Source organism: Actinophytocola glycyrrhizae, assembly GCF_042653545.1.
In the GTDB taxonomy this organism is placed as follows: Bacteria; Actinomycetota; Actinomycetes; order Mycobacteriales; family Pseudonocardiaceae; genus Actinophytocola; species Actinophytocola glycyrrhizae.
Map to the genome: position 1 here is coordinate 704,500 of NZ_JBHSIS010000006.1, position 19,479 is coordinate 723,978.

General features: G+C 71.1%; 21 protein-coding genes and 2 tRNA genes. 9 read left to right on the forward strand and 14 right to left on the reverse strand.

Annotated features, from left to right (window positions below; all coding sequences use genetic code 11):
- Positions 1-311: 311 nt before the first annotated feature.
- Genes ACFPCV_RS14005 through ACFPCV_RS14015 form a run of 3 tightly spaced genes read right to left on the reverse strand, consistent with a single transcriptional unit; the run spans position 312 to position 2,400 of the window.
- Positions 312-851, reverse strand: a complete 540-nt coding sequence (locus tag ACFPCV_RS14005; protein ID WP_378056550.1) for a hypothetical protein — start codon at positions 849-851, stop codon at positions 312-314.
- Positions 848-1,228 carry a hypothetical protein gene (locus ACFPCV_RS14010; RefSeq protein WP_378056551.1) on the reverse strand — a complete coding sequence of 127 codons (381 nt, stop codon included), beginning with the start codon at positions 1,226-1,228 and terminating at the stop codon, positions 848-850. Before ACFPCV_RS14010 ends, ACFPCV_RS14005 begins: the two co-directional genes overlap by 4 nt.
- 20 nt (positions 1,229-1,248) lie before the next feature.
- Positions 1,249-2,400, reverse strand: a complete 1,152-nt coding sequence (locus ACFPCV_RS14015; RefSeq protein WP_378056552.1) for a hypothetical protein — start codon at positions 2,398-2,400, stop codon at positions 1,249-1,251.
- A gap of 107 nt (positions 2,401-2,507) precedes the next feature.
- On the opposite strand from ACFPCV_RS14015, the gene ACFPCV_RS14020 reads away from it, so the two are divergent.
- Entirely contained in the window at positions 2,508-2,777 is a 270-nt protein-coding gene (locus tag ACFPCV_RS14020; RefSeq protein ID WP_378056553.1) for a hypothetical protein, read from the forward strand.
- 114 nt (positions 2,778-2,891) lie between these two features.
- On the opposite strand, the gene ACFPCV_RS14025 is transcribed toward ACFPCV_RS14020, so the two are convergent.
- The 4 genes from ACFPCV_RS14025 to ACFPCV_RS14040 all read right to left on the reverse strand — a co-directional run bounded on the left by ACFPCV_RS14025 (position 2,892) and on the right by ACFPCV_RS14040 (position 5,654).
- A tRNA-Arg gene (locus tag ACFPCV_RS14025) sits at positions 2,892-2,964 on the reverse strand.
- A gap of 11 nt (positions 2,965-2,975) precedes the next feature.
- Positions 2,976-3,065: transfer RNA gene (locus tag ACFPCV_RS14030), tRNA-Ser, on the reverse strand.
- A 57-nt stretch (positions 3,066-3,122) separates the two neighbouring features.
- Positions 3,123-5,063 carry an acetoacetate--CoA ligase gene (locus ACFPCV_RS14035; RefSeq protein WP_378056554.1) on the reverse strand — a complete coding sequence of 647 codons (1,941 nt, stop codon included), beginning with the start codon at positions 5,061-5,063 and terminating at the stop codon, positions 3,123-3,125.
- Positions 5,064-5,072: 9 nt separating this feature from the next.
- The gene (locus ACFPCV_RS14040; protein ID WP_378056555.1) at positions 5,073-5,654 is read right to left on the reverse strand and encodes a protein kinase family protein; all 582 of its coding nucleotides are present in this window, start codon (positions 5,652-5,654) and stop codon (positions 5,073-5,075) included.
- A gap of 111 nt (positions 5,655-5,765) precedes the next feature.
- Here ACFPCV_RS14040 and ACFPCV_RS14045 point away from each other — a divergent pair, with 111 nt between their 5' ends.
- From ACFPCV_RS14045 to ACFPCV_RS14055, 3 genes are all read left to right on the forward strand, one after another.
- On the forward strand, positions 5,766-6,290 hold the full coding sequence (locus ACFPCV_RS14045; RefSeq protein WP_378056556.1) for an NUDIX domain-containing protein: 525 nt from the start codon (positions 5,766-5,768) through the stop codon (positions 6,288-6,290).
- A 116-nt stretch (positions 6,291-6,406) separates the two neighbouring features.
- Positions 6,407-6,580, forward strand: coding sequence for a hypothetical protein (locus tag ACFPCV_RS14050; protein ID WP_378056557.1), 174 nt, complete (start codon positions 6,407-6,409; stop codon positions 6,578-6,580).
- 100 nt (positions 6,581-6,680) lie between these two features.
- The gene (locus ACFPCV_RS14055; RefSeq protein WP_378056558.1) at positions 6,681-7,922 is read left to right on the forward strand and encodes a helix-turn-helix domain-containing protein; all 1,242 of its coding nucleotides are present in this window, start codon (positions 6,681-6,683) and stop codon (positions 7,920-7,922) included.
- A gap of 143 nt (positions 7,923-8,065) precedes the next feature.
- Here the strand turns inward: ACFPCV_RS14055 and ACFPCV_RS14060 are convergent, their stop codons facing one another.
- Positions 8,066-10,978: an AfsR/SARP family transcriptional regulator gene (locus tag ACFPCV_RS14060; RefSeq protein WP_378056559.1), complete on the reverse strand. Its 2,913-nt coding sequence runs from the start codon at positions 10,976-10,978 to the stop codon at positions 8,066-8,068.
- A gap of 109 nt (positions 10,979-11,087) precedes the next feature.
- Here ACFPCV_RS14060 and ACFPCV_RS14065 point away from each other — a divergent pair, with 109 nt between their 5' ends.
- From ACFPCV_RS14065 to ACFPCV_RS14085, 5 genes are all read left to right on the forward strand, one after another.
- Positions 11,088-11,693 carry a vWA domain-containing protein gene (locus ACFPCV_RS14065; RefSeq protein ID WP_378056560.1) on the forward strand — a complete coding sequence of 202 codons (606 nt, stop codon included), beginning with the start codon at positions 11,088-11,090 and terminating at the stop codon, positions 11,691-11,693.
- Positions 11,693-12,514 (forward strand): protein phosphatase 2C domain-containing protein, encoded by an 822-nt coding sequence (locus ACFPCV_RS14070; RefSeq protein ID WP_378056561.1) that lies wholly within the window; start codon positions 11,693-11,695, stop codon positions 12,512-12,514. Before ACFPCV_RS14065 ends, ACFPCV_RS14070 begins: the two co-directional genes overlap by 1 nt.
- On the forward strand, positions 12,502-13,302 hold the full coding sequence (locus ACFPCV_RS14075; protein ID WP_378056562.1) for a hypothetical protein: 801 nt from the start codon (positions 12,502-12,504) through the stop codon (positions 13,300-13,302). Before ACFPCV_RS14070 ends, ACFPCV_RS14075 begins: the two co-directional genes overlap by 13 nt.
- A 125-nt stretch (positions 13,303-13,427) precedes the next feature.
- The gene (locus tag ACFPCV_RS14080) at positions 13,428-13,589 is read left to right on the forward strand and encodes a hypothetical protein (protein ID WP_378056563.1); all 162 of its coding nucleotides are present in this window, start codon (positions 13,428-13,430) and stop codon (positions 13,587-13,589) included.
- Between the two features lie 29 nt (positions 13,590-13,618).
- Positions 13,619-14,455, forward strand: a complete 837-nt coding sequence (locus tag ACFPCV_RS14085) for a hypothetical protein (protein ID WP_378056564.1) — start codon at positions 13,619-13,621, stop codon at positions 14,453-14,455.
- 366 nt (positions 14,456-14,821) lie between these two features.
- On the opposite strand, the gene ACFPCV_RS14090 is transcribed toward ACFPCV_RS14085, so the two are convergent.
- Genes ACFPCV_RS14090 through ACFPCV_RS14115 form a run of 6 tightly spaced genes read right to left on the reverse strand, consistent with a single transcriptional unit; the run spans position 14,822 to position 19,310 of the window.
- Entirely contained in the window at positions 14,822-14,953 is a 132-nt protein-coding gene (locus ACFPCV_RS14090; protein ID WP_378056565.1) for a DUF8122 domain-containing protein, read from the reverse strand.
- A complete protein-coding gene (locus tag ACFPCV_RS14095) occupies positions 14,950-15,720 on the reverse strand; it encodes an MHYT domain-containing protein (RefSeq protein WP_378056566.1) in 771 nt (256 codons plus the stop codon). The genes ACFPCV_RS14090 and ACFPCV_RS14095 overlap by 4 nt, the downstream gene beginning before the upstream one ends.
- A 10-nt stretch (positions 15,721-15,730) precedes the next feature.
- Complete coding sequence (locus ACFPCV_RS14100) at positions 15,731-16,318, reverse strand: GTP-binding protein (RefSeq protein ID WP_378056567.1); 588 nt, start codon at positions 16,316-16,318, stop codon at positions 15,731-15,733.
- The gene (locus ACFPCV_RS14105; RefSeq protein ID WP_378056568.1) at positions 16,299-16,661 is read right to left on the reverse strand and encodes a DUF742 domain-containing protein; all 363 of its coding nucleotides are present in this window, start codon (positions 16,659-16,661) and stop codon (positions 16,299-16,301) included. The genes ACFPCV_RS14100 and ACFPCV_RS14105 overlap by 20 nt, the downstream gene beginning before the upstream one ends.
- Before the next feature lie 7 nt (positions 16,662-16,668).
- Complete coding sequence (locus tag ACFPCV_RS14110) at positions 16,669-17,085, reverse strand: roadblock/LC7 domain-containing protein (protein ID WP_378056569.1); 417 nt, start codon at positions 17,083-17,085, stop codon at positions 16,669-16,671.
- Positions 17,086-17,108: 23 nt separating this feature from the next.
- Entirely contained in the window at positions 17,109-19,310 is a 2,202-nt protein-coding gene (locus tag ACFPCV_RS14115) for a sensor histidine kinase (RefSeq protein ID WP_378056570.1), read from the reverse strand.
- Between the last annotated feature and the right edge of the window lie 169 nt (positions 19,311-19,479).

Sequence of the window (19,479 nt, forward strand, 5' to 3'; positions counted from 1 at the left end):
TAACACCGTCGTTACGGGGGACGGCCACCAGATCGCGACGCAACTCACACAGCCCGGGCGAGGTCGGCAGTGTCTGTGCGGTCGCCACGAATCAGTTCGACGCCATCGACACCCTGACCGGACTGACCTCTGCGGAAGGTCGTCACCTCCCAGCCGAGAGCCAACGCGTCTTCGACAATCGCGGGACCGAGGAACCAGGAACCACCGAGTACAAGCAGTCGAGTCGCACAGCCATCTTGGCAAACCAAAGCCGACATCCCTGCCCCGGTCAGCTTCCGGCATCTACCGTCGGATCGGTTGGTGGGACAGCGTCAGAAGGAGAACGGGGCGCAGTCAGGTCCGGCTGCGGCGTCCCGCATCGCGTCGGACACCGTAACTCCGGTGAACGGGTCCGCCGCCCGGGCAGCGGCATTCGGCCATACCTTGCCGACTACCTGACCGAGCCTCTTCTCGCTGGCGTCCGTGGGCAACTCGTCCAGGTCGTCGCGGCCGCGGACCAGCTCGTCTCGAAGGTCGGTCAGCTCGTTGCCGAGCTGGGTGACAGCCGTGTCCCCACCGTCGACCGGTGCGGCTGACATGGCAGCAAGCTCGTCGAGCGCGGCGTCGACCTCGTCGGCGGCGGTGTCGAGTTGGTCGCGCAGCTGCTGGCGTAGCGGCTCGGTGTCCTTGGCGCTGGTCCACAACCCGATGCGCAGATCGCTGGCGGTGGTGCAGAGGTCCGCCATCCATGCCGTCGCGGCGGGTGCCGGCCTGCCCTCGGTGGTGGTGGGTGGTGGTGTCGAGTCTGCTGGCGTCGTCGTGCAGCTCGCTGCGGCGATCAGCACTACCAGCCCGAGTACGAGTCGGCTCATCGGCGCCTCTTTCTGAGGATGGGACGCGGTTCCTCCCACTCGTCCTCGTTGTCCGGCCGTGGCCGGGCGCGAGACTTCGGCTGTGCGGGAGCGGCGGTTTCCCGGCCGGCATCCTCGGCGAACTGTTCGGCCCGGCGTTCGTGCTCGGCCCGATCGTCGACCGACAGCTCGTGGTACCAGGCGGAGAACCGGCCGACCTGCTCGTCGAGCACCGCAGTGGCCCGCGGGTCGACCAGCGCGCCGCGCAGGTTCATTCGTCCGGACAGCACGTCGCGAGCCAGGTCGCGCAACTCGGGATGGCGGGTCTGCTCGGCGAGCAGGTCCAGTTGCTTGCGTGCGGCGGCCTTGTGCGCCGGGGAAAGGGCGAGGTCGGCCATAGGGTCGAATGGGCGGGTGCTCACAGCTCTCCCTTCCTTCGGGGCCGGGCCGGTTCGGGCGCGACCCCGAGGTGGTCGTACTCCACTGCTGGCATCGGCAACGGGGTGATCTCACGCAAAGTGATTTCGTCTGGCGAGGTGGCCATTCCGACGAACCCCGTGATCAGTGTCTGGATGGTGGCGATCGCGGAACTCGCCTCGCCCCACAGCTTCACGATCTGCGAGCACTGCCAAGCCGCGACGCTCCAGGAGATGCCGGCACCGACTGCGGTCCACGAAAGTGACGCGGCGGCCAGTACGGCGAGTCCGGCCACGAAAGCCGCGTCCATGATGGCCTTGATGATGTCGGCAAGCGTCTTCGAGCACAGCCACACGTCCCGGGCGATTTCCACATACTTCTCGTGCAGCACACGAAACACATCAGCGTGGCTGTGCATCGCCTTACCGGCATAGTCGAAATAGTGCACCGCCGCGTCACCGGCTTTGCCCTGCCAGTCCGCAGCCAGCCAGCGCAGCCCGTTGTCCAGGTTGTCACCGATGTCGTCAGCCGTGCGGGCGAGTTGGGCCCACATGGTCCCGCACCGCGCGAAGCCCTTCCAGTCACCGACGATGAGCTGGTTGACGTACTCCATGGGGTTAACGCCGATGGTGTCGTTGAGCACCTGGTTGATCCACCAGGTAGGGCTGAGGTAATCGCCCAGTGTGTTGAACAAGGCCATCGGGTCGCTGAAGTCGGACGGTTCACCAGGTTCGGTCAGGTGAACCAGCGGGTTACGGATGTCGTCGCCCGCGACCGCCTCGGTCGGCCCCTGCTCACCCGGCCGCTGCGTGCTGACCGCCCCGGGCGCGCCGACCGGCGGCCGAGGCGAGGCGGGATACGTGGCGTCCAGATTCGCCCCCTCGGTCTGGTCGACCGCGCGGTAGTGCGCAGCCGTGCGAGCGAGTTCCTCACCGCTCGCGCCCAGGCGGCGGAAGCCCTGCGCCAAACTGGTCAGCATCCGGTCGACGGTCTGTGTGTGCGCGTCGAGCAGGTGCTGGATCCACAGCCCTTCGGTGTTCGCCAACCGTGATTCACCTGCGAGGTGAACATTTGCCAGCGACAGGTTGATGCCGTTGCGTTCGACGAGTTTCGCGTACTCGTCAAGCGCCTCCGGCCGGACCACGAAGCTCACGATTCCCCCTGATCGGTCGTGTCGCGATGTTAGGTTCGCACAGCGGATGGTGCGCCGTGGCAGGAATCGGCTTGGCGGTGCGCATTGTCCCCCCGATGGAGGACGCGGTGAACGGTGATGTGTGGCGGCCGCTCCGGCGCCGGGTGGCCGTGTTCACCGCGGCGGGTGGGCCGCTGTTCGCGGCCTATGTGATCACGCACAGTTCCACGCTGGAGGGAATCGTGGTCGGGGTGCCGTTGATGGCGGCGGGCGGGTTCGCGATAGGCGCGCTGGTCGCCGGGGCCGGGCGCCGCGCGGTCGAGAGGGTCTGGATCGCGCTCGCGCTGGTGGTGTTCGCTGTGGTGGCCTCGGTCGTGTTCGCGGCGTTGGGAGCGTGATCGACGCCGTGCCGGCCCGGTGGGGAAATGTCGGACGAAACGGCCCGAAACAGCAGGAAGGGCCTCGTCTCGGATTCCGAAACAAGGCCCTGACCCACTGTCTCAACCAGACAGCGCGCCCGAAGGGATTCGAACCCCTAACCTTCTGATCCGTAGTCAGATGCTCTATCCGTTGAGCTACGGGCGCATGTTCAGTTATGGCGGAGGCTCCGGGATTTGAACCCGGGAGGGGTTGCCCCCAACCGCATTAGCAGTGCGGCGCCATAGACCAGACTAGGCGAAGCCTCCCGGAGACCGCTCGGCAGTACCTTACACAGGCCTCCTCGCGGGCTCCAAACCGGGTCGCTACCTGGGGATGAACGCGGCCAGGGAGTCCGGGTTGGCCAGCGCGTCCCTGCTGACCGCCTGGTCCGGGGCCACGCCTGCCAGGATCTTCTTGACCGGGACCTCGCACTTCTTGCCGTTCAGGGTTCTCGGGACCTCCGCCACCGGCACGAAGCGGTCCGGGACGTGGCGGGGGGACAGCGCCGCGCGGAGCGCCGTCTTCAGGCGCGGTTCCACGTCGGTCAGGGACACGCCGTCAGCCAGCACCAGGAAGCACAGCAGCTCGCCCTCTGTGTCGGAGGACGTGTCGATGACCAGGGAGTCCGCGATCTCGTCGAAGCCCTCGACGACGCTGTAGAACTCGCTGGTGCCCATGCGGACGCCGCCTCGGTTCAGGGTCGAGTCCGAGCGGCCGTAGATGACCGCCGAGCCCCTGGGGGTGATGCGGATCCAGTCGCCGTGGCGCCAGATGCCAGGGTACAGCTCGAAGTACGAGTCGCGCATGCGTTCGCCGGACTCGTCGGCCCACAGGTACAGGGGCATGGACGGCATCGGTTTGGTGATCACCAGTTCGCCCACCTCGTCGGTGAGGGGGTCGCCGGCCGGGGACCAGGACTCCACGGCCGCCCCCAGCGCGCGGCAGGACAGCTCGCCGAGCCAGACCGGGACGTCCGGGGCCGAGCCCACGAACGCCGTGCACAGGTCCGTGCCGCCGGAGACCGAGCAGATCTGCACGTCCTCGCCCAGTTCGTCGGCGATCCACCGGAAGCCTTCCTGGCTCAGCGGGGCACCCGTCGAGCCAAGTGCCCGCAGTGCGGTCAGGTCGTGCTCGGCGGCGGGCTTCAGGTGGTTCTTCAGGCAGGTCTGGATGTAGGGGGCCGACGTGCCGAAGTAGGTGACGCGGTGCCTGGCCGCCAGCCGCCACAGGGTGTTCAGGTCCGGGTGGGCGGGACTGCCGTCGTACATGACCACCGTGGCGCCCACCAGCAGGCCCGACACCAGGTAGTTCCACATCATCCAGCCCGTGGTGGTGAACCAGAAGAACCGGTCACCCGGGCCGAAGTCGGCGTGCAGCGCCAGCTGCTTCAGGTGTTCCACCACGATGCCGCCGTGGCCCTGCACGATGCCCTTCGGCAGGCCCGTCGTGCCGCTCGAGTACAGGATCCACAGCGGGTGGTCGAACGGCACCGGGTCGTAGGCCATTGGGACACCGGGGCGGGTGAACTCCTGCCACCCGACCGTGTCCGGGGCCGTCGTCTCCGCCGACAGGTAGTCGATCAGGACCGTCGCCCTCAGGCTGGGGATCTCGTCCTGGAGCTTCGCGATGGTCGGGCGGATGTCGAAGGCGCGGCCGTTGTACTTGTAGCCGTCCACCGCGAACAGGACCACCGGCTCGATCTGGGTGAAACGGTCGGCCACCGCGCGCACCCCGAAGTCCGGGGAGCAGGACGACCACGTGGCACCCAGCGACGCGGCCGCGAGGAACGCCACCAGCGTGCGCGGGGTGTTCGGGGCCAGCGCGACCACGCGGTCACCGCGCTGGACACCGAGCTCGACCAGGCCGGCTCTGGCGCCGGCCACCTCCGTGCGCAGCTCGCCGTACGTGAGCTGCTCGGACACGCCGTCCTCGCGTTCGAAGACCACCGCGACGTCGTCGTCGGCACCGGCGGTCAGCGCGTGCTCGGCGTAGTTGAGCGTCGCGCCGGGGAACCACCGCGCGCCCGGCATGTCGGCCGACGCCAGCACCCGCTCCGCCGGGGTGTGGAAACGCACCTCCAGGAACTCCGCCAGCGCGCCCCAGAACGCCTCCAGGTCACCCGTGGACCACTCCCACAGCTCCTGGTAGCCGGCCACCTCGACGCCCCGCTCCGCCGCCAGCCAGCGACGGAACCCGGCCATCCTGCTCTCCTCGACGCGGCCTGGGTCCGGACGCCACAACAACGTGGCCTCTGTGTCACTCATGGCCCGTTCCTATCCCATATCGCGGGCCCTTGCCATGGTGTCCGCCCACACATCGCGCAGCTGCGCCGGTGGGCGGCGCCAGCGACCGTGTGTGTTCCGCCAGACGGTCGACAGCAGCCCGGCCAGCGCCAGCCAGTCGTCGGCCGCCCGGCCGGGCAGGCCGAGCAGGTGACCGACGCCGATGTCGGTGAGCACCGCCTCGCCCCGGTGGTCGATCCGCACGGTCGTCGGATCGAGGGTGCGGTGCCAGACGCCGCGTTCGTGCAGCGCCGAGAGCGCCTCGGCGAGGCTCGTGCCGACCTTCGGCAGCTCCCCCGCCGTCAGGCGGGCCCGGCGCAGTGTCCTGCCGAGCACCGCGTCGGCGGCGATCGCCACCCGGTCGTCGACGAGGACGGCCCGCACCGCGGCGACGTTCGGGTGGCGGATGCCGGTGAGCAGCTCGATGTCCGCGGCGCGGACCTCGGGACGGGCGGAAAGGACCCGGACCGCGGCGGGCGCGCCGTCGGGACCTGCGGCGATGTGTGTCATGCCGAACCGGTCACCCCACGCCGGATGCAGTAACCGGTATCTGTCGGCCAGTGGCGCAGCCATGGGGAAAGTGTCGGCAATGGACACGGACAGGACATGTATTGGACGTGGATTGCCTGGTCAGGGTTGACTTTCCCGGTGGAACGCGAGCGGGAAGACAGAGGCTGGACGCGGTTGAGTTCCGAGTTGCGGTTCACCTCGGCGTGGTTCGAGGTGCGCCGGGACGAGGCACGCAGGCCGGACGGGTCGGTCGGGCAGTACGACCACGTGGTCGCGCCGCCGGCGGTGACCGTCCTTGCTGTCGGTGACGACCGCAGGGTCGCGGTCACCCGGCAGTGGATCTACACGCATGCGGAGCCGCAGTGGCGGCTGCCCGCTGGGCGTGTGGACGACCGGGACGGCGAACCGGCGGCGGCGGCCCGCCGGGAGCTGGCCGAGGAGACCGGGGTGGTGGCGCGGGTGTGGACCCCGCTCGGCGCGATCAACTGCGCCGACTCGCTCACCGACCACCGCGACCACGCGTTCCTCGCCACCGGGCTGACGATCGGCGACACCAGCCTCGAACCGGGTGAGTCGGACCTGGAGCTGCACTGGTTCCCGGTCGACGAACTGATCGCGATGACCCTCGACGGGCGCCTCCCGCACGCGGGGAGCACGTTCGCGGTGCTGTCCGCGAAAGTGCGCGGCCTGCTCGGCTGACCGTTTCCCGTTTCCTCTTTAATCAGGAAACGGGCAACTCATTGTTGTCCAGAATCGCGTCATGAATTCTCTTGGTAGGCGCCAATCAGGCGCCGGAAGAAATCCCAGGAGGAATCATGTCGATGTCCCGTGCTGCCGTTTTCACGACCCGGATCGCACTGCTGGCGGGCACCGCGGCGCTCGCGGTCGCGCTCCCCTTCCTCGGCGCCACCTCGGCGTCCGCGGGTGAGGACCCGCCGCCCCCGCCGACCACGACGGCAACGACCGAGGGGCACGACTGGAACGACTGAGCGGAATGCCGGCGCCGGGAGAAAACCCGGCGCCGGCGTAACATTGCGCTCGGTTCGGGACGATGGTGTACTCGGCAGGGGAATGGCTGGGGAGGCGCCGGTGACCGAGTTCGGCACATTGTTGCGGAATTTGCGAGTGGCGGCCGGTATGTCACTCGGGGAGCTGGCCAGGCAGATCAGGTACAGCAAGGGCCAGGTCAGCAAGATCGAGAACGGGCACACGAAACCCAGTCCGGGGTTCGCGCGGCAGTGCGACCACGTGCTGGCGACGGGCGGCACGTTCTCGGCGCTGTTGCGGCAGGAGCCACGCAGGGCCGAGACCGCGCCGTCCGAGGACGTGTGGGTGCTTGAGCTGGATGAGGACGGCACGCTCCGGTACACGGAGATGCCGCGCCGCCAGGTCCTCATGGGCGCGGGTGCACTGCTTGGCTATGCCATGTCCCGGTCAGCCAGGCCCGCCATCGACGAGCGGACGTTCGCCGGGCTGCGCGGGTCGTTCGACCAGCACCGTGCGCTCGGCACCATGATGAGCCCGTCGCTGGTGATCGCGGGGGTCATCGCGCACCTGCACACGCTACGCACCCTCGCGGTCGACAACCCGGAGCCCATGCGGACGGAGTTGATGCTGCTCGCCGCACGGGTGGCCGAGTACGCGGGCTGGATGAGCCAGGAGGCGGGCCGGGAGGCCGACGCGCTGCGGTGGACCGACCGCGCGGTCACATTCGCCGCCGACCACGATCCGCACCTGGCGAGCTTCGCGTTGTTCCGGCACGCGGAGGTGGCGCTCTACCAGCACGATCCGGCACGCACGATCGAGCTGGCACGCATGGCACAGCAGGACCGGACCGCGGGCCCGCGCATCCTCGGGCTCGCCGCACGGATCGAGGCGCAGGGGCACGCGCTGGCCGGCGACGTCAGCGGCTACGGGGCCGCGCTGGACCGCGCCGCCGAGCTGCTCGCCACCCGCGAGGAGAACGACGGGCCGGTGCTGGGCCCGGCGTCGGTGCCGGACGACCTGGCGCTGGTCCGAGGCTGGTCCTTGTACGACCTCGGCAGGCCGGGTGAGGCGGCGGCGGTGCTCGACCGGCAGCTGCACCTGATCCCGCTGACCGCGCGGCGGGCCAGGGCCAGGTTCGGGGTGCGGCGAGCGCTCGCGCACGCCCAGGACAGCGAGGTCGAGCAGGCCTGCCTCGCGACCTGGGAGGTGCTGGCCGACGTGGCAATCGTCGACTCGGCCACGATCCGGCTCGACCTGCGGGAGCTGAACCGGACCCTGAATCGCTGGCACAGCCACCACTCGGTGCGGGAACTGCGGACCGAACTGGTCCCGCTGCTGCGCTAGGCGTGGTCTTTGGATCTTTGTGCGGAGTCCGGGACCTTGTCGGCGGTTACCTCAGGGGAACGGGACGGCGCTCAGCCACCAACCGCCCGCGGTCCGCAGGTGTCGCTGGGTCGGGACCAACACCTTTGAATCCGGGAGGCGGACTAGCCCGCGCAGGAGCAGCTCAGCTTGCCCAGCTCGGCGCGGACCTCATCGGCTTCGGGGAGGCCCAGTTCCGTGAACTCGGTCAGCGCGTCCCGCCAGTGAGCGGGAGTGTGGCGGCCGCTCTCGTGCAGCACGACCGCGATGCGGTGGGTGGCCCGCGCGCGCTGCGCCCGCTCACCCATGCCCGCGGACAGGTCGAGCGCGGCACGGTATGCGTGCAGTGCGGCCTTGTCGTCGCCGGTCGCCCAGGCGGTCTCGCCGCGATCCAGGTACAGCTGGGTCCGCAGGTTCGGGTCGACGACGAGGTCGGCGACCCTCCGCGCCCGCTGCTGGCACGCCATGGCCTCGGCCAGCCTGCCGGCAAGCCGGTGGACGTTGCCCAGGTTGTTGAGCGCGTAGGCCTCGACCGCACGGTCCCCCAGCTCGACGGCCAGTTCGCGGGCCTCGGTGTGGTTGGCGAACGCGTCGTCGAGCCTGCCGAGCCGCTGCCGCACACAGCCGAGGTTGTCCAGCGAATGCGCGAGGCCCTGACGGTGCCTGAGTTTGCGCAACAGCGCGATGGCGGCGAGATGCTGCCGCTCCGCTGCGGGGAAATCGCCACGAAGCTCGTTCACCACGCCCAGCAGGTCGAGTGTGTGGGCCTGGCCACGCTCGTCCCCGATCAGCTCGTACCGTTCCAGCGCCCGCGCGTAGTGCTCGGCGGCGGCGGCGAAGTCACCGAGCTTGTTCGCGGCGGTCGCTATCACGATGTGCGTGCCTGCCTCGCCACCCACGTCGTCGAGTCGTGCCCACAGTGGGAGGGCCTGCTCCGCGAGTGTCGTGGCCTCGACGAGCGCGCCGGAGCGCCACCGCGCTCCCGCCAGCCGCAGGCTCACATGGGCCATGCCGCCGATGTTGTCCGACCCCTCGAGAACCTCCGCCGCCCGCTGCAGCGTCTCGGTCCAGTCCCGCAGGTGGCCCCGGACGTAGAAGTAGCGCCACAGCAGCACGGCGAGCTGCCACGTGTGTTCCGGCCGGTCGTGGTCGGCGGCGTGGTACACGGCGGCCACGAGGTTGTGCCGTTCGTCGTCGAGCCAGCCCATGGCCGAGTCGTCGTCCGGGAACGACATCGCCGCTGGGCTGGTCACACTGATCGAGGGCTGGCGGTCGCGGTCGAACGGAAACAGGGTGGCCATCGCGGCGGCCGTGGTGGCCAGGTAGAAGTCGAGCAGGCGGTCCACCGGGGTGGTGCGGTCCTCGGGTGGGTGGGCGGCCAGCACGTAGTCGCGGAGCGGGTCGAGCATCTGGAAGCGTTCCGGGGCGGACTCCTCCAGCAGGCTCACCTTGTGCAGGTCCTCCAGCAGCCCCCGTGCCCTGGGCACGCCCAGCAGTGCGGCCGCCCCCGGCGCGGACAGGTCAGGGCCGGGGGCCAGCGCGAAAACCCGGAACAGCGTCCGTTGTTCCTCGGTGAGCTGGTCGTAGGACACCGTGCAGGCCATGGTCGCGGCGTTGGGGAACGTGGTGTCCGGGCTGACCGGCGGCACCTCGCGCAGCAGGTCGAGCAGGTGGGTCAGCGGCCACCGCTGGTGCCGCCGGAACTGGGCGGCGACCAGGTGGATCAGCAGCGGCACGTGCCCGCACAGCGCGACGACCTCGCGGGCCTGGTCGACGTGGCCGTGCACGCGTTCTGCGGTGACCAGCTTGCGGAACAGGTCGACGGCCTCGTGCGGGGGCAGCGGTTCGAGGCGGATGTGCTCGGCGACCGTCAGCGTGGCCTGTTCGCGGCTGGTGACCAGCGTGAGCGTGGCGCCGAGCAGCGGTTCGACCTGTTCCTCCGACGCGGCGTTGTCCAGCACGACCAGGGTGCGGGTGTCGTCGACGGTGGTGCGGTACAGGTCGGCGCGTGCGGCCGTGGACTCCGGGATGGCCTCCGGTGGCACGCCGAGGTCGGTGAGCAGGCGGGCCAGCGCGGACGCCGGGGTGAGTGGTTCGACGTTCGGGGTGAAGCCGGTGAGGTCGACGAACAGGCGGCCGTCGGGGAACACGTCGCCGAGGCGGTGGGCGGCGCTGACCGCGAGCGCGGTCTTGCCGACGCCGGGCATGCCGGAGATCCACAGCACCGAAGGGCCCTCCGCCACCGAGGACCTGGCGACCGAGTCCACGAACGCCAGCTCGTCGGCGCGGCCGGTGAACCTGGTCTGGCGCATCGGCAGCGAGCTGAGCCGGTCGCCGTACTGCGCGCGCCGCATGGTTTCCCGCAGCTCACGGGACACGTCCATGCCGTACTCGTCGAGCGCCTCGCGGGTCTGGTGGTACACCTCCACCGCCCGCACGTGGTCGCCCGCCTGGATCAGCGCGCGCATGAGCGCCGCCGCCAGCCGCTGCTGGGCGCGGTCCTCCTCCCACACCGGGCGCAGCCGGTCCCGGATCCGGCGGTGCTGACCGGCCGCCAGCTCCAGCTCGGCCAGGTCCACCAGCGCGTCGACCCGTTTCTCCTCCGACGGCACGACCGCAGGGCCGCCGACACGGTCGACATCCATGTCGGACAGGAACCGGCCGCGCCACAGGTCCAGCGCCTCGTGGAAGGTGGCCGCGTCACCGGACCGGCGGGCCCGCTCGCACAGCGTGCGGAACCGGTTGACGTCGATCAGGTCCTCGTCGACCCGCAACAGATAGCCCGTCGGGGTTTTGTCGATCACCACCTCGGGGCTGTCCTTGAAGACTTTCCGCAGCCGGGCGATGTAGCTCGTGATCAAATCAGAGCGGGGCGTCTCCTGCCCGCGCCACACGTATTCCTGCAGGTACTCCCTCGTCACCGCCCGGTTGGCGTTGAGCAGCAGGATCACCAGCACGTAGCGCTGCTGGAGGTCACCGGGGTCCACCGGGGCGCCGTCGTGCCAGACCTCGAACGGGCCGAACAGCCGAAAGTCCATATCTGATCCAGATCTGGTGCGGGTGCGCGCGTCATCCTCCCCGGCGGGAGGGTCAAGAATGCCAGAACAAATACTGCCGTTTTACGTTGTGTGCGACCAGTCGTATTCGATGGCCGACCACCTGGACGCGTTGAACGACGGGTTGGCGCAGCTGCACACCGCCGTCGGCACCGATCCCGTGGTGGCCGACAAGACAAGGTTCTGTCTCATCGGGTTCGCCGGCACCGCCGAAGTGTTACAGCAGCTGTGCAGCCCGAGTGACGTCGTGCGCCTCGTCGGGCTCGCCACGCAGGCCGGTACGAACTTCGGTGCGGCGTTCACGACGCTGCGCGACACCATCGAGGCCGACGTCGCCGCGTTGAAGGCCGACGCATACCAGGTGTACCGGCCCGCCGTGTTCTTCCTGTCCGACGGGCACCCCACCGACCCGGCGATCTGGCCGGCCGCGTACGAACGGCTCCTCGACCCGGACTGGGCGGCCCGGCCCAACATCATCGCGTTCGGCATCGGCGACGCGGACGCCGCGACCATCGGCCGGATCGGCACGTTCCAGGCGTTCATGAGCAGGGGCGGGGTCAGTCCGGCCGCCGCGCTGCACGGGTTCGCGCGGGCGCTCACCACGTCGGTCGTCCGGTCCGGAAGCGACAGCGACCTGCTGCTGCGGGTCCCCACACAGGTGGCCGGGTTCACCGCGCTGAGGATCGACCAGCTGTGATGACCGAGGTCTGGGGCGACAAGGGCGTGTTCCGGCCCAGGGAGCTGGGCGTGCCGTCCCGCGCGGCCGGGCAGCCGTGGCGGCTGGACACGGTGGCCGACGTGCCCGACACCGTGTTCGAGGCGGCACGGGTCAGCACGCTCGAGGTCAGGGCGGCGTCGATGCGGGGCGCCGGGCACCGCGGCCGCGGCGAGGTCCGGCAGGACGCGATGGGGGTGACGGACCTCGGTGGCCGGTACGTGCTCATGGCGGTCGCCGACGGGTTCGGCGCGGCGTCCCACGCGCACCGCGGCGCGCAGCTCGCGGTCCGCCACGCGCTGAACTACCTGGCGTGGGCGCTGCCGGGCGCGGACCTCGACGTGATCGACATGGTCACGGCGCTGCGGCAGGCGGACCGCGGGGTGCGGGAGGCCGGGCCGAACCCGGAGTGCAGGCGCACCACGCTGACGGTCGCGGCGGTGGAGCTGGGCTGGACCGGGCAGGGGCACCGGTACCGGGCCGTGCGGGTCGGCGACAGCCCGGCGATGGTGCTGAGCGACGGGGTGTTCCTGCCGCTGTTCGGCAGACGCGGCGGCGACTCGGACCTCCTGCCGTCGCCACGCGGCCCCGCCGACGGGGTGCGCGGGGTGCTGCGGCCGGGTGAGGCGCTGGTCGTCGCGTCGGCCGGGCTCGGGACGCCGCTGCGGGAGTCGGCGGTCGGCACGTACCTCGCGCACGCGTGGGCGGAGCCGCCGGGCCCGGTCGCCTACCTGCACCAGCTGCAGTTCGACCTCCGCGCGTTCGACGACGACCGGACGGCGGTGGTGGTGTGGGCCCGCTAGGGGACGTGCGGCTCACCGACCTCAGCGCGGCCGCGAAGGTCGCCGAGGGCGGCCAGGGCACCGTGTTCCGGCTGGCACGGCCCGAGGGCACGCTGCTCAAGCTGTACCACGGTGAGGTGGCCGTGCTGGCCGCCGAACTGGGCAGGCTGATCGAGCTGCCCGCTCGGGACGCGGTCGCCACCAGGACGGCGTGGCCGAGCGGACGGGTGTTCGACCGGGGCCGGTGCGTCGGGCTGCTGATGCCGGAGGCACCCGCCCGGTTCACCGCACCCATCGCGGGCCGGCGGCGGCTGCTGGAGCTGCAGTACCTGCTGTACCCGAGACGCGCGATGTGGGCGGAGCTGCCGCTGCCGACCGAGGAGGAGCGGCGGCGGCTCGCGGCCGGGTACCTGGAGCTGTTCCGGGTGCTGCACCGCAACGACGTGGTGGTCGGCGACGTGTCCATGCGGAACCTGCTGTGGACCCTCGCGGGCGGCCCCGGCGTGTTCGCGATCGACTGCGACGGGTTCCGCCTCGCGGACCGGCCCGCCGCGGTGCGGCCAGCGGACACGGCGGACTGGGCGGACCCGGCGTGCCCGCGCGAGGTCACGCTCGACACCGACCGGTACAAGCTCGCGCTGCTGACGCTGCGGCTGCTGCTCGGCAACCACCGGGTGACCCCGGAGGAGGTGCGCGCGAAACCGTTGCTGCGTGGGCGGCTCGGGCCCGCGCTGTCCCTGCTCTGTGCCCGTGCGGCGGAACCGGGCCGCAGACCGGCGGCGGAGTGCTGGCTCGGTGCGCTGTCGTGAATCGACGGTGCGACAGCGCCGCGCTGTTTCCCGTTGCCTGCCTTGTCCGGCAACGGGAAACAGGTATCCGGCAATGGTTCCCCGGCGCATTCTTGGTGCAGTGCCAACGAATTCGTGGAGGAATGATGAGAATCCTCGTCTCGCTGTCGGGAATGCTGCGCCTGGTCGGGCTTTTCTTCGTGCTCGGCATCGCGCTCGGCGTGTACTTCGGCGTCGGCGGTGACCCGGCGGCACCGGCGCCGGTGGACACCACCTCGCAGGTGGAGCGGCTGGCCGCACCGAACTGAGCAACCCCCGCTGCCGGAGGAGAGACACGATGGCCACACAGGCCGAACTGGTCGGTGACCTCAAGGCGCTGCGCAAGGGCCGGGGCCTGTTCCGGGCGGACGTCGCCGACCGCGTCGGGCACACGCTGCGCGAACTGTGCGGCGTGACCGAGCGGGACGACCCCGGCGAGGTCCGCTACCGCATCGGGCGCCGGGTCGCCCGCCTCGCCGCCGACCTGCCCGACGACCTGCGCGTCGCGGTGCTGGCCGCGTTCGGCATGCTCCCCGCCGCCCGGCACCCGCTGTACCAGGACCGGGTCGGGTGGCTCGCGGACCACATCGACCGCGAACCACGCACCGCGCGGCGCCGCATCGACGAGGGCATCCACCAGCTGGCCCAGCTCGCGTGCACGCCACTGCGTGCCGGTGTGCACCCCAGGTCGGGCTGGCACACGGCGGAGACGCGGGTGATCGCGATGCTCGACCGCGCGGTGCCCGAGGTGCTCGAACACCACCGGGTGGTGGCGGCGCAGGAGGTGACCGAACTCGACCTGCCGGTGCCACCGGGCCGGGACGTGGCGGTGGCGTACGGGGGCACGCTGCGGGCCGGGAAGCTCACGCTGGCCACGCCGCTGCGGGCGGGCGAGGCCCACGAGTTCGCGCTGCGGACCCGGCTGCCGGTACGGCCACGGCAGCTCGTGCACGTACCCGGCCGCCGGTGCGACTTCCTCGAACTACGCGTCCGCTTCGACCGCGGCCGCCAGCCCCGCCAGGTGTCCCGCCTCCCCGGCGACGCGGCACCGGTGCCCGTCGACGGCGCGGGCGAGGTCCGCCTGACGTTCGCCGACCTGTCCCGCGGCTTCACCTACGGCGCCCGCTGGGACTAGATGATTGATTCCGTGAAGATCACGTGAAGTGACTTGGCGTAGGAACCCGTCATCAGGCACGCCCCTCACACCCCTGCGGTCGCCCGACGGGGCTGGGCCGATGCCGTGAAAGGCGCGTTCACGGCACAACCGGTGTCGTCAATGGCACATTGACGGCGTTGAGCGCCGTGAACGGCCCATTGACGGCATCCCGGACGCCGTGAACGCGCCTTTCACAGCACCAAGCCCGGGCGCTGCGCGCCGCGGGCCCGCGAAGCGGGCCCCAGCCCACGCAACCCTGACGGTGGCGCAAGCCCACCCATAGGGGCTCCCTGCCATCCCCGAGACCTGCCCGTCCGGCGAGGACAAACCCACAACGCCAACCCGTCAGTCCTCCGGTACCCGGATGGGCTCACCGCAGCGGGGGCACGTCGTCGGCGGGTCGTCGTCGGCCAGTGCGCCGCAGTCCGGGCACACCCTGGCGAGCCAGCACACCGACTCGCCGCCATCGTCTGTCACACCGCCATTGTGCGTCCCGGGCTACGTGGCGGCACATCCACCGGACTGTCGTCGTCGTGGCTCGTGGTGAGGATCGCCACGATCGGCAGTGCCAGTGCCGCGGCCGCGAGCACGAACACCGGGAACAGGAAGCTGAACACCTCGACCCCTGCCGGGTCGGGGGCCGCGGGGTCGAGCCGGACCGACAACGCCGCCATGCCCACGTAGTGCATGCCGGTCGACGCGACCCCGAGCACCGCGCCCGCGAGCAGCCGCGTCGACAGCCGGTCCACCGCCACCGCGCACCACAGCGCGGCCGTCGCCGCCAGTACCGCGATCACCACGGACAGCACGACCAGACCGGCGTCGTAGCTGGTCGTGCCCTTCACGCTGATCGCCCACATGCCGGTGTAGTGCATGAGGATCACCGCGAGACCGGTGACCAGCCCGGCGATCCCGAGCCGCCACGGCACGAACCGCGTCCCCAGCACGAGGAGCCCGCCGAACACCGCGGCCACGGCGAGCACCGCCGACAGCAGCGTCCTGCCGACCTCGAAGCGGACCGGGGAGCCGGGGGTGCCGAAGCCGAGCAGCGCGATGAAGTGCATCAGCCAGATGCCGACCCCGCCGATCGACAGCGACGCGAGCACCAGCCACGCCATGCGCACGGTGTTCGTCTCCGTCCGCCGGGACCGCACGGTGCACGCCAGCCCGATCGTGGCGCCGGTGAACGAGGTGGCGTAGGCCAGGAACAGCAGCCACACACCCATCTCGAAGTGGTTGACCATCGAAGACCTCTCAGTACCGGCGGGCGGGCAGCCGTGCGTCCACAGTGGACAGCGCGTGCTCGCTCGCGGCGATCAGCACGCCCTTCGCCGACTCCCGGGAGCGGGCGTCGCAGGGGATGATCCGGACGTCCTGCGCGATCTGGAGCGCCTCGCGGACCTCGTCGACGGTGAACCGGCGGGTGCCGTCGAACTCGTTGACCGCGACCAGGAACGGGATGCGGCGCGACTCGAAGTAGTCGATGGAGGAGAAGCCGTCCGCGAGGCGGCGGGTGTCCACCAGCACCACGGCGGCGATCGCGCCCTGCACGATGTCGTCCCACATGAACCAGAACCGCTGCTGGCCCGGGGTGCCGAACACGTACAGCACGAGGTCGCCCGTCAGCGTGAGCCTGCCGAAGTCCATCGCGACGGTGGTCGCGAGCTTGTTCGGCACCGCCGACAACTCGTCGACGCCAACGCTCGCACTCGTCATCAGCGCCTCGGTGCGCAGCGGGGTGATCTCCGACATGGCGCCGACGAACGTGGTCTTCCCGACCCCGAAACCGCCTGCCACCACGATCTTGGCCGACGTGATGCGCCTACTTCGCCCGTAGTCCACTCAGGACCCTCTCGATCAGCTCGCGCCGCTCCGCGTCGTCCGCGTCGTGGGCGAGAGTGGCCTCGACGTGCACCAGTCCCTCGGCGACGAGGTCGGCGACCAGCACCTTCACCACCCCGAGCGGCACCGCGAGGTACGCGCCGAGCTCGGCGACCGACCGCGGTTGCAGGCAGAGCTGCGTGATCGTCCACGCCGCGCTCGTCAGCATCGGCGGCAGGTCCCGGCCTGCCGGTGTGGTCACCACCCGTGCCTCGATCGCGATGTCGACGGCGGGTTGTGTGCGCCCCTCGGTCCACGAGTACGGGCGCGCCAGCGCCGGACCGCGGTCATCACCCTCACCCACGTGTGCCTCAGCCCTGCTCCGGCGCCCCGCGGACGGGCGTGTCGACCATGCGGCCGACCCGGTCGACCAGCAGCGTCATCTCGTACCCGACGAGCCCGATGTCGCAGCCCGCCGCGGCGATCACCGCGAGGTGCGAGCCGTCGCCGACGCTCATCAGCAGCAGGAACCCGCCCTCCATCTCGATCACCGACTGCACGACGCGGCCGGCCGTGAACAGCTGCGCCGCGCCGACCGTCAGGCTGGTGAGGCCCGCGGTGAGCGCCGACATCTGGTCCGCGCGGTCGCGGGGCAGGCCGTCGCTGGCCGCGACCAGCAGGCCGTCCGCGGACACCAGCACCGCGTGCGCGACTCCCGGCACCTCCTGGGTGAACGCGGTGACCAGCCAGCCGAGCGACGACTCGGTCGCCGTCGATGCGTCTGTCATCTCGTGTGCTTTCCCCTCGTTGTTCATCCCGCGGACCCGGGTTCCGCACGGGCACGGCGGGCGGCCAGCACGCCGTCGTAGTGCCGCGAGAGGTTGTTCCGGATCGACTCCGGGTCCCGGAAGCCGGTGTGCGTGCCGGGCTGCTCCCGTTCCTCGGGCAGGGCACGCGCGCCCGGCGTGCGGACCGGCAGGCCGTTCGCCGTGGTGGCCGGTGGTCGTGGTGCGGCGGGGACCGCCGAGGCGAGCCACTGGTTCTGATCGGGTTCCCCGGTCTCCTCGGTGAACCAGCTGGACCCGGCGGGTTGCGGTGCGGGCTCGGGCTCGGGCTCGGGTTCCGGTTCGGCGGCGGCGATCTCCTTGCGCGGGGGCACGGTCGCGGTCAGCGTGGTGGCGACCATGCTCTCCGGGGTGGTCCCGGCGATCACCAGCGTGCCGGGCACGTGGATGCTCGCGGTGATGCCCGCCCTGGACGCGCGCTCGAACGTGGGCCGCAGCCGCACGGTCACGCCGTGCCGGGCCGCGAGCCTGCTGACCACGTACAGGCCCATGCGGCGGGTGGTCTCCGGGTCGACGGCGTCGCTCGACGCGAGCCGTTCGTTCGCGGTCGCGATGTCGTCGGGTGCCATGCCAAGACCGGCGTCGACGACCTCGAACAGCAGGCCCCCGTCGGCGCCGCGGTCCGCGGACAGCACGACCTTGCGGTCCGGCGGCGAGAACCGGGTCGCGTTCTCCAGCAGCTCCGAGAGGATGTGCACGACGTCGGCGGCGGCGACCGCGCGGACCGAGCCGGTCGGCGCGTGCGCGAGCGTGACGCGGCGGTAGTCGTCGACCTCGGAGGTGGCCGCCCGCAACAGTTCCACGACGGACACCGGCGAGGTGTCGCGCCGCGCGGGCGAGCCGCCCGCGAGCACCTGGAGGTTCTCGCCGTTGCGGCGCAGGCGGGTGGCGAGGTGGTCGAGCCGGAACAGCCCGGCGAGCCTGCGCGGGTCCTGCTCGTCGGCCTCGAGACCCTCGATCACCTCCAGCTGCGACTCGACGAGAGTCTGGCTGCGCCGGGACAGCGTCATGAACATGTCGCTGACCTGCCTGCGCAGCTCGGCCTGTTCACCGGCGAGCCGCACGGCCTGCGTGTGCATGTCGTCGAACGCCCTGGCGAGCTGACCGATCTCCTCCGTGCCGTACACCGGGACGGCCTGCACGGAGGTCCAGTCGACCTGTTCACCGGCACGCACGCGCTCGACGGTCCTCGGCAGCTGCTCACGCGCGGCGTGCAGCGCGGCCTGGCGCAGCCTGCGCACCGGCGACAGCAGCGACCGCGCGACGACCAGTGCCACGGCCAGCGCGGTGAGCAGCGCGGCGATCACGATGGCCGCGTCCCGCAATGCCGCCGACCTGGCGTCGCTGGTGCGGGCGGCGACCGTGTCACCGAGTGAGGTGACGAGGTTCTTCGACAGGTCCCGGACCCGTTCGGTCTCGCCACGCAGGTTCGGCAGCAGGTCCCGCAGGTCGACCGACGCCGGGTCGACCACCGCCTGCTGCAACGCGGCCCGGCGCGCGGGCGCGGTGTCGGTCGCGGCGGCGAACTCGACCGCGGCCGAGTCCGGCAGGTCGAGCTGCAACTGCTCGCCGAGCACCCGCTCCTCGGCGGCCGACTGCTGCGCGGCGGCCGCGATGCCCCGGTTGCCCGGCGCGGTCGCGTGCCGGACCAGCGCCTCCTCCGCGGCGAGCGAGGAGCGCAGCAACAGCAGCGAACGGACCGAAGTGGACAGATCGTCGAGGTCACCGCTCTGCGCGACCTCGACCACGCCGGGCACCAGCTCGGTGAGGCCGTTGACGACCTCCTGGTACGCGGCGAGGTCCGTGACGGGGTCGCCGACGTCGTTGCTGGTCTGCACGCGGACCGCGGCGAGGCGGCCGAGCGCGTCGGACAGCGTCCGGTCGACCTCGGCGGGCAGGCGCGCGAAGTCCACCGCCTCGCGCACGGTCACGACCTGCCGGTCGACGGCGGCCCGCTGGGCCCGCAGCCGGGGCCGCTCGGCCCGGTCGTTGATCACGGCGGTGACCATCTCGTCGACGACGAGGTCGGCGAGGGCCAGTGACTGGCCGAGCACCGCCATCTGGTCGCGGATCGTGCTCAGCCGGTTGGCTTCGTCCAGTCTCGACTGGACCCGGACCGCACCGAGCACGAGCGCGATGACGGCGGGCAACAGCAGTACCGCGGCCACTTTCGTCCGCAGGCTCCAGTTGTCGATGCGCCATCTCGTGGAGGCGCGCTCACGCGTCCCCGGGGTCCCACTGCCCATCATGTCCGCCTGACTTCCGGCGTGGGTGACTTGTGTTACATCCCGACCTGGCGTGAGCACACAATCGGAACCGGAGGCCCGATGTCAAGAC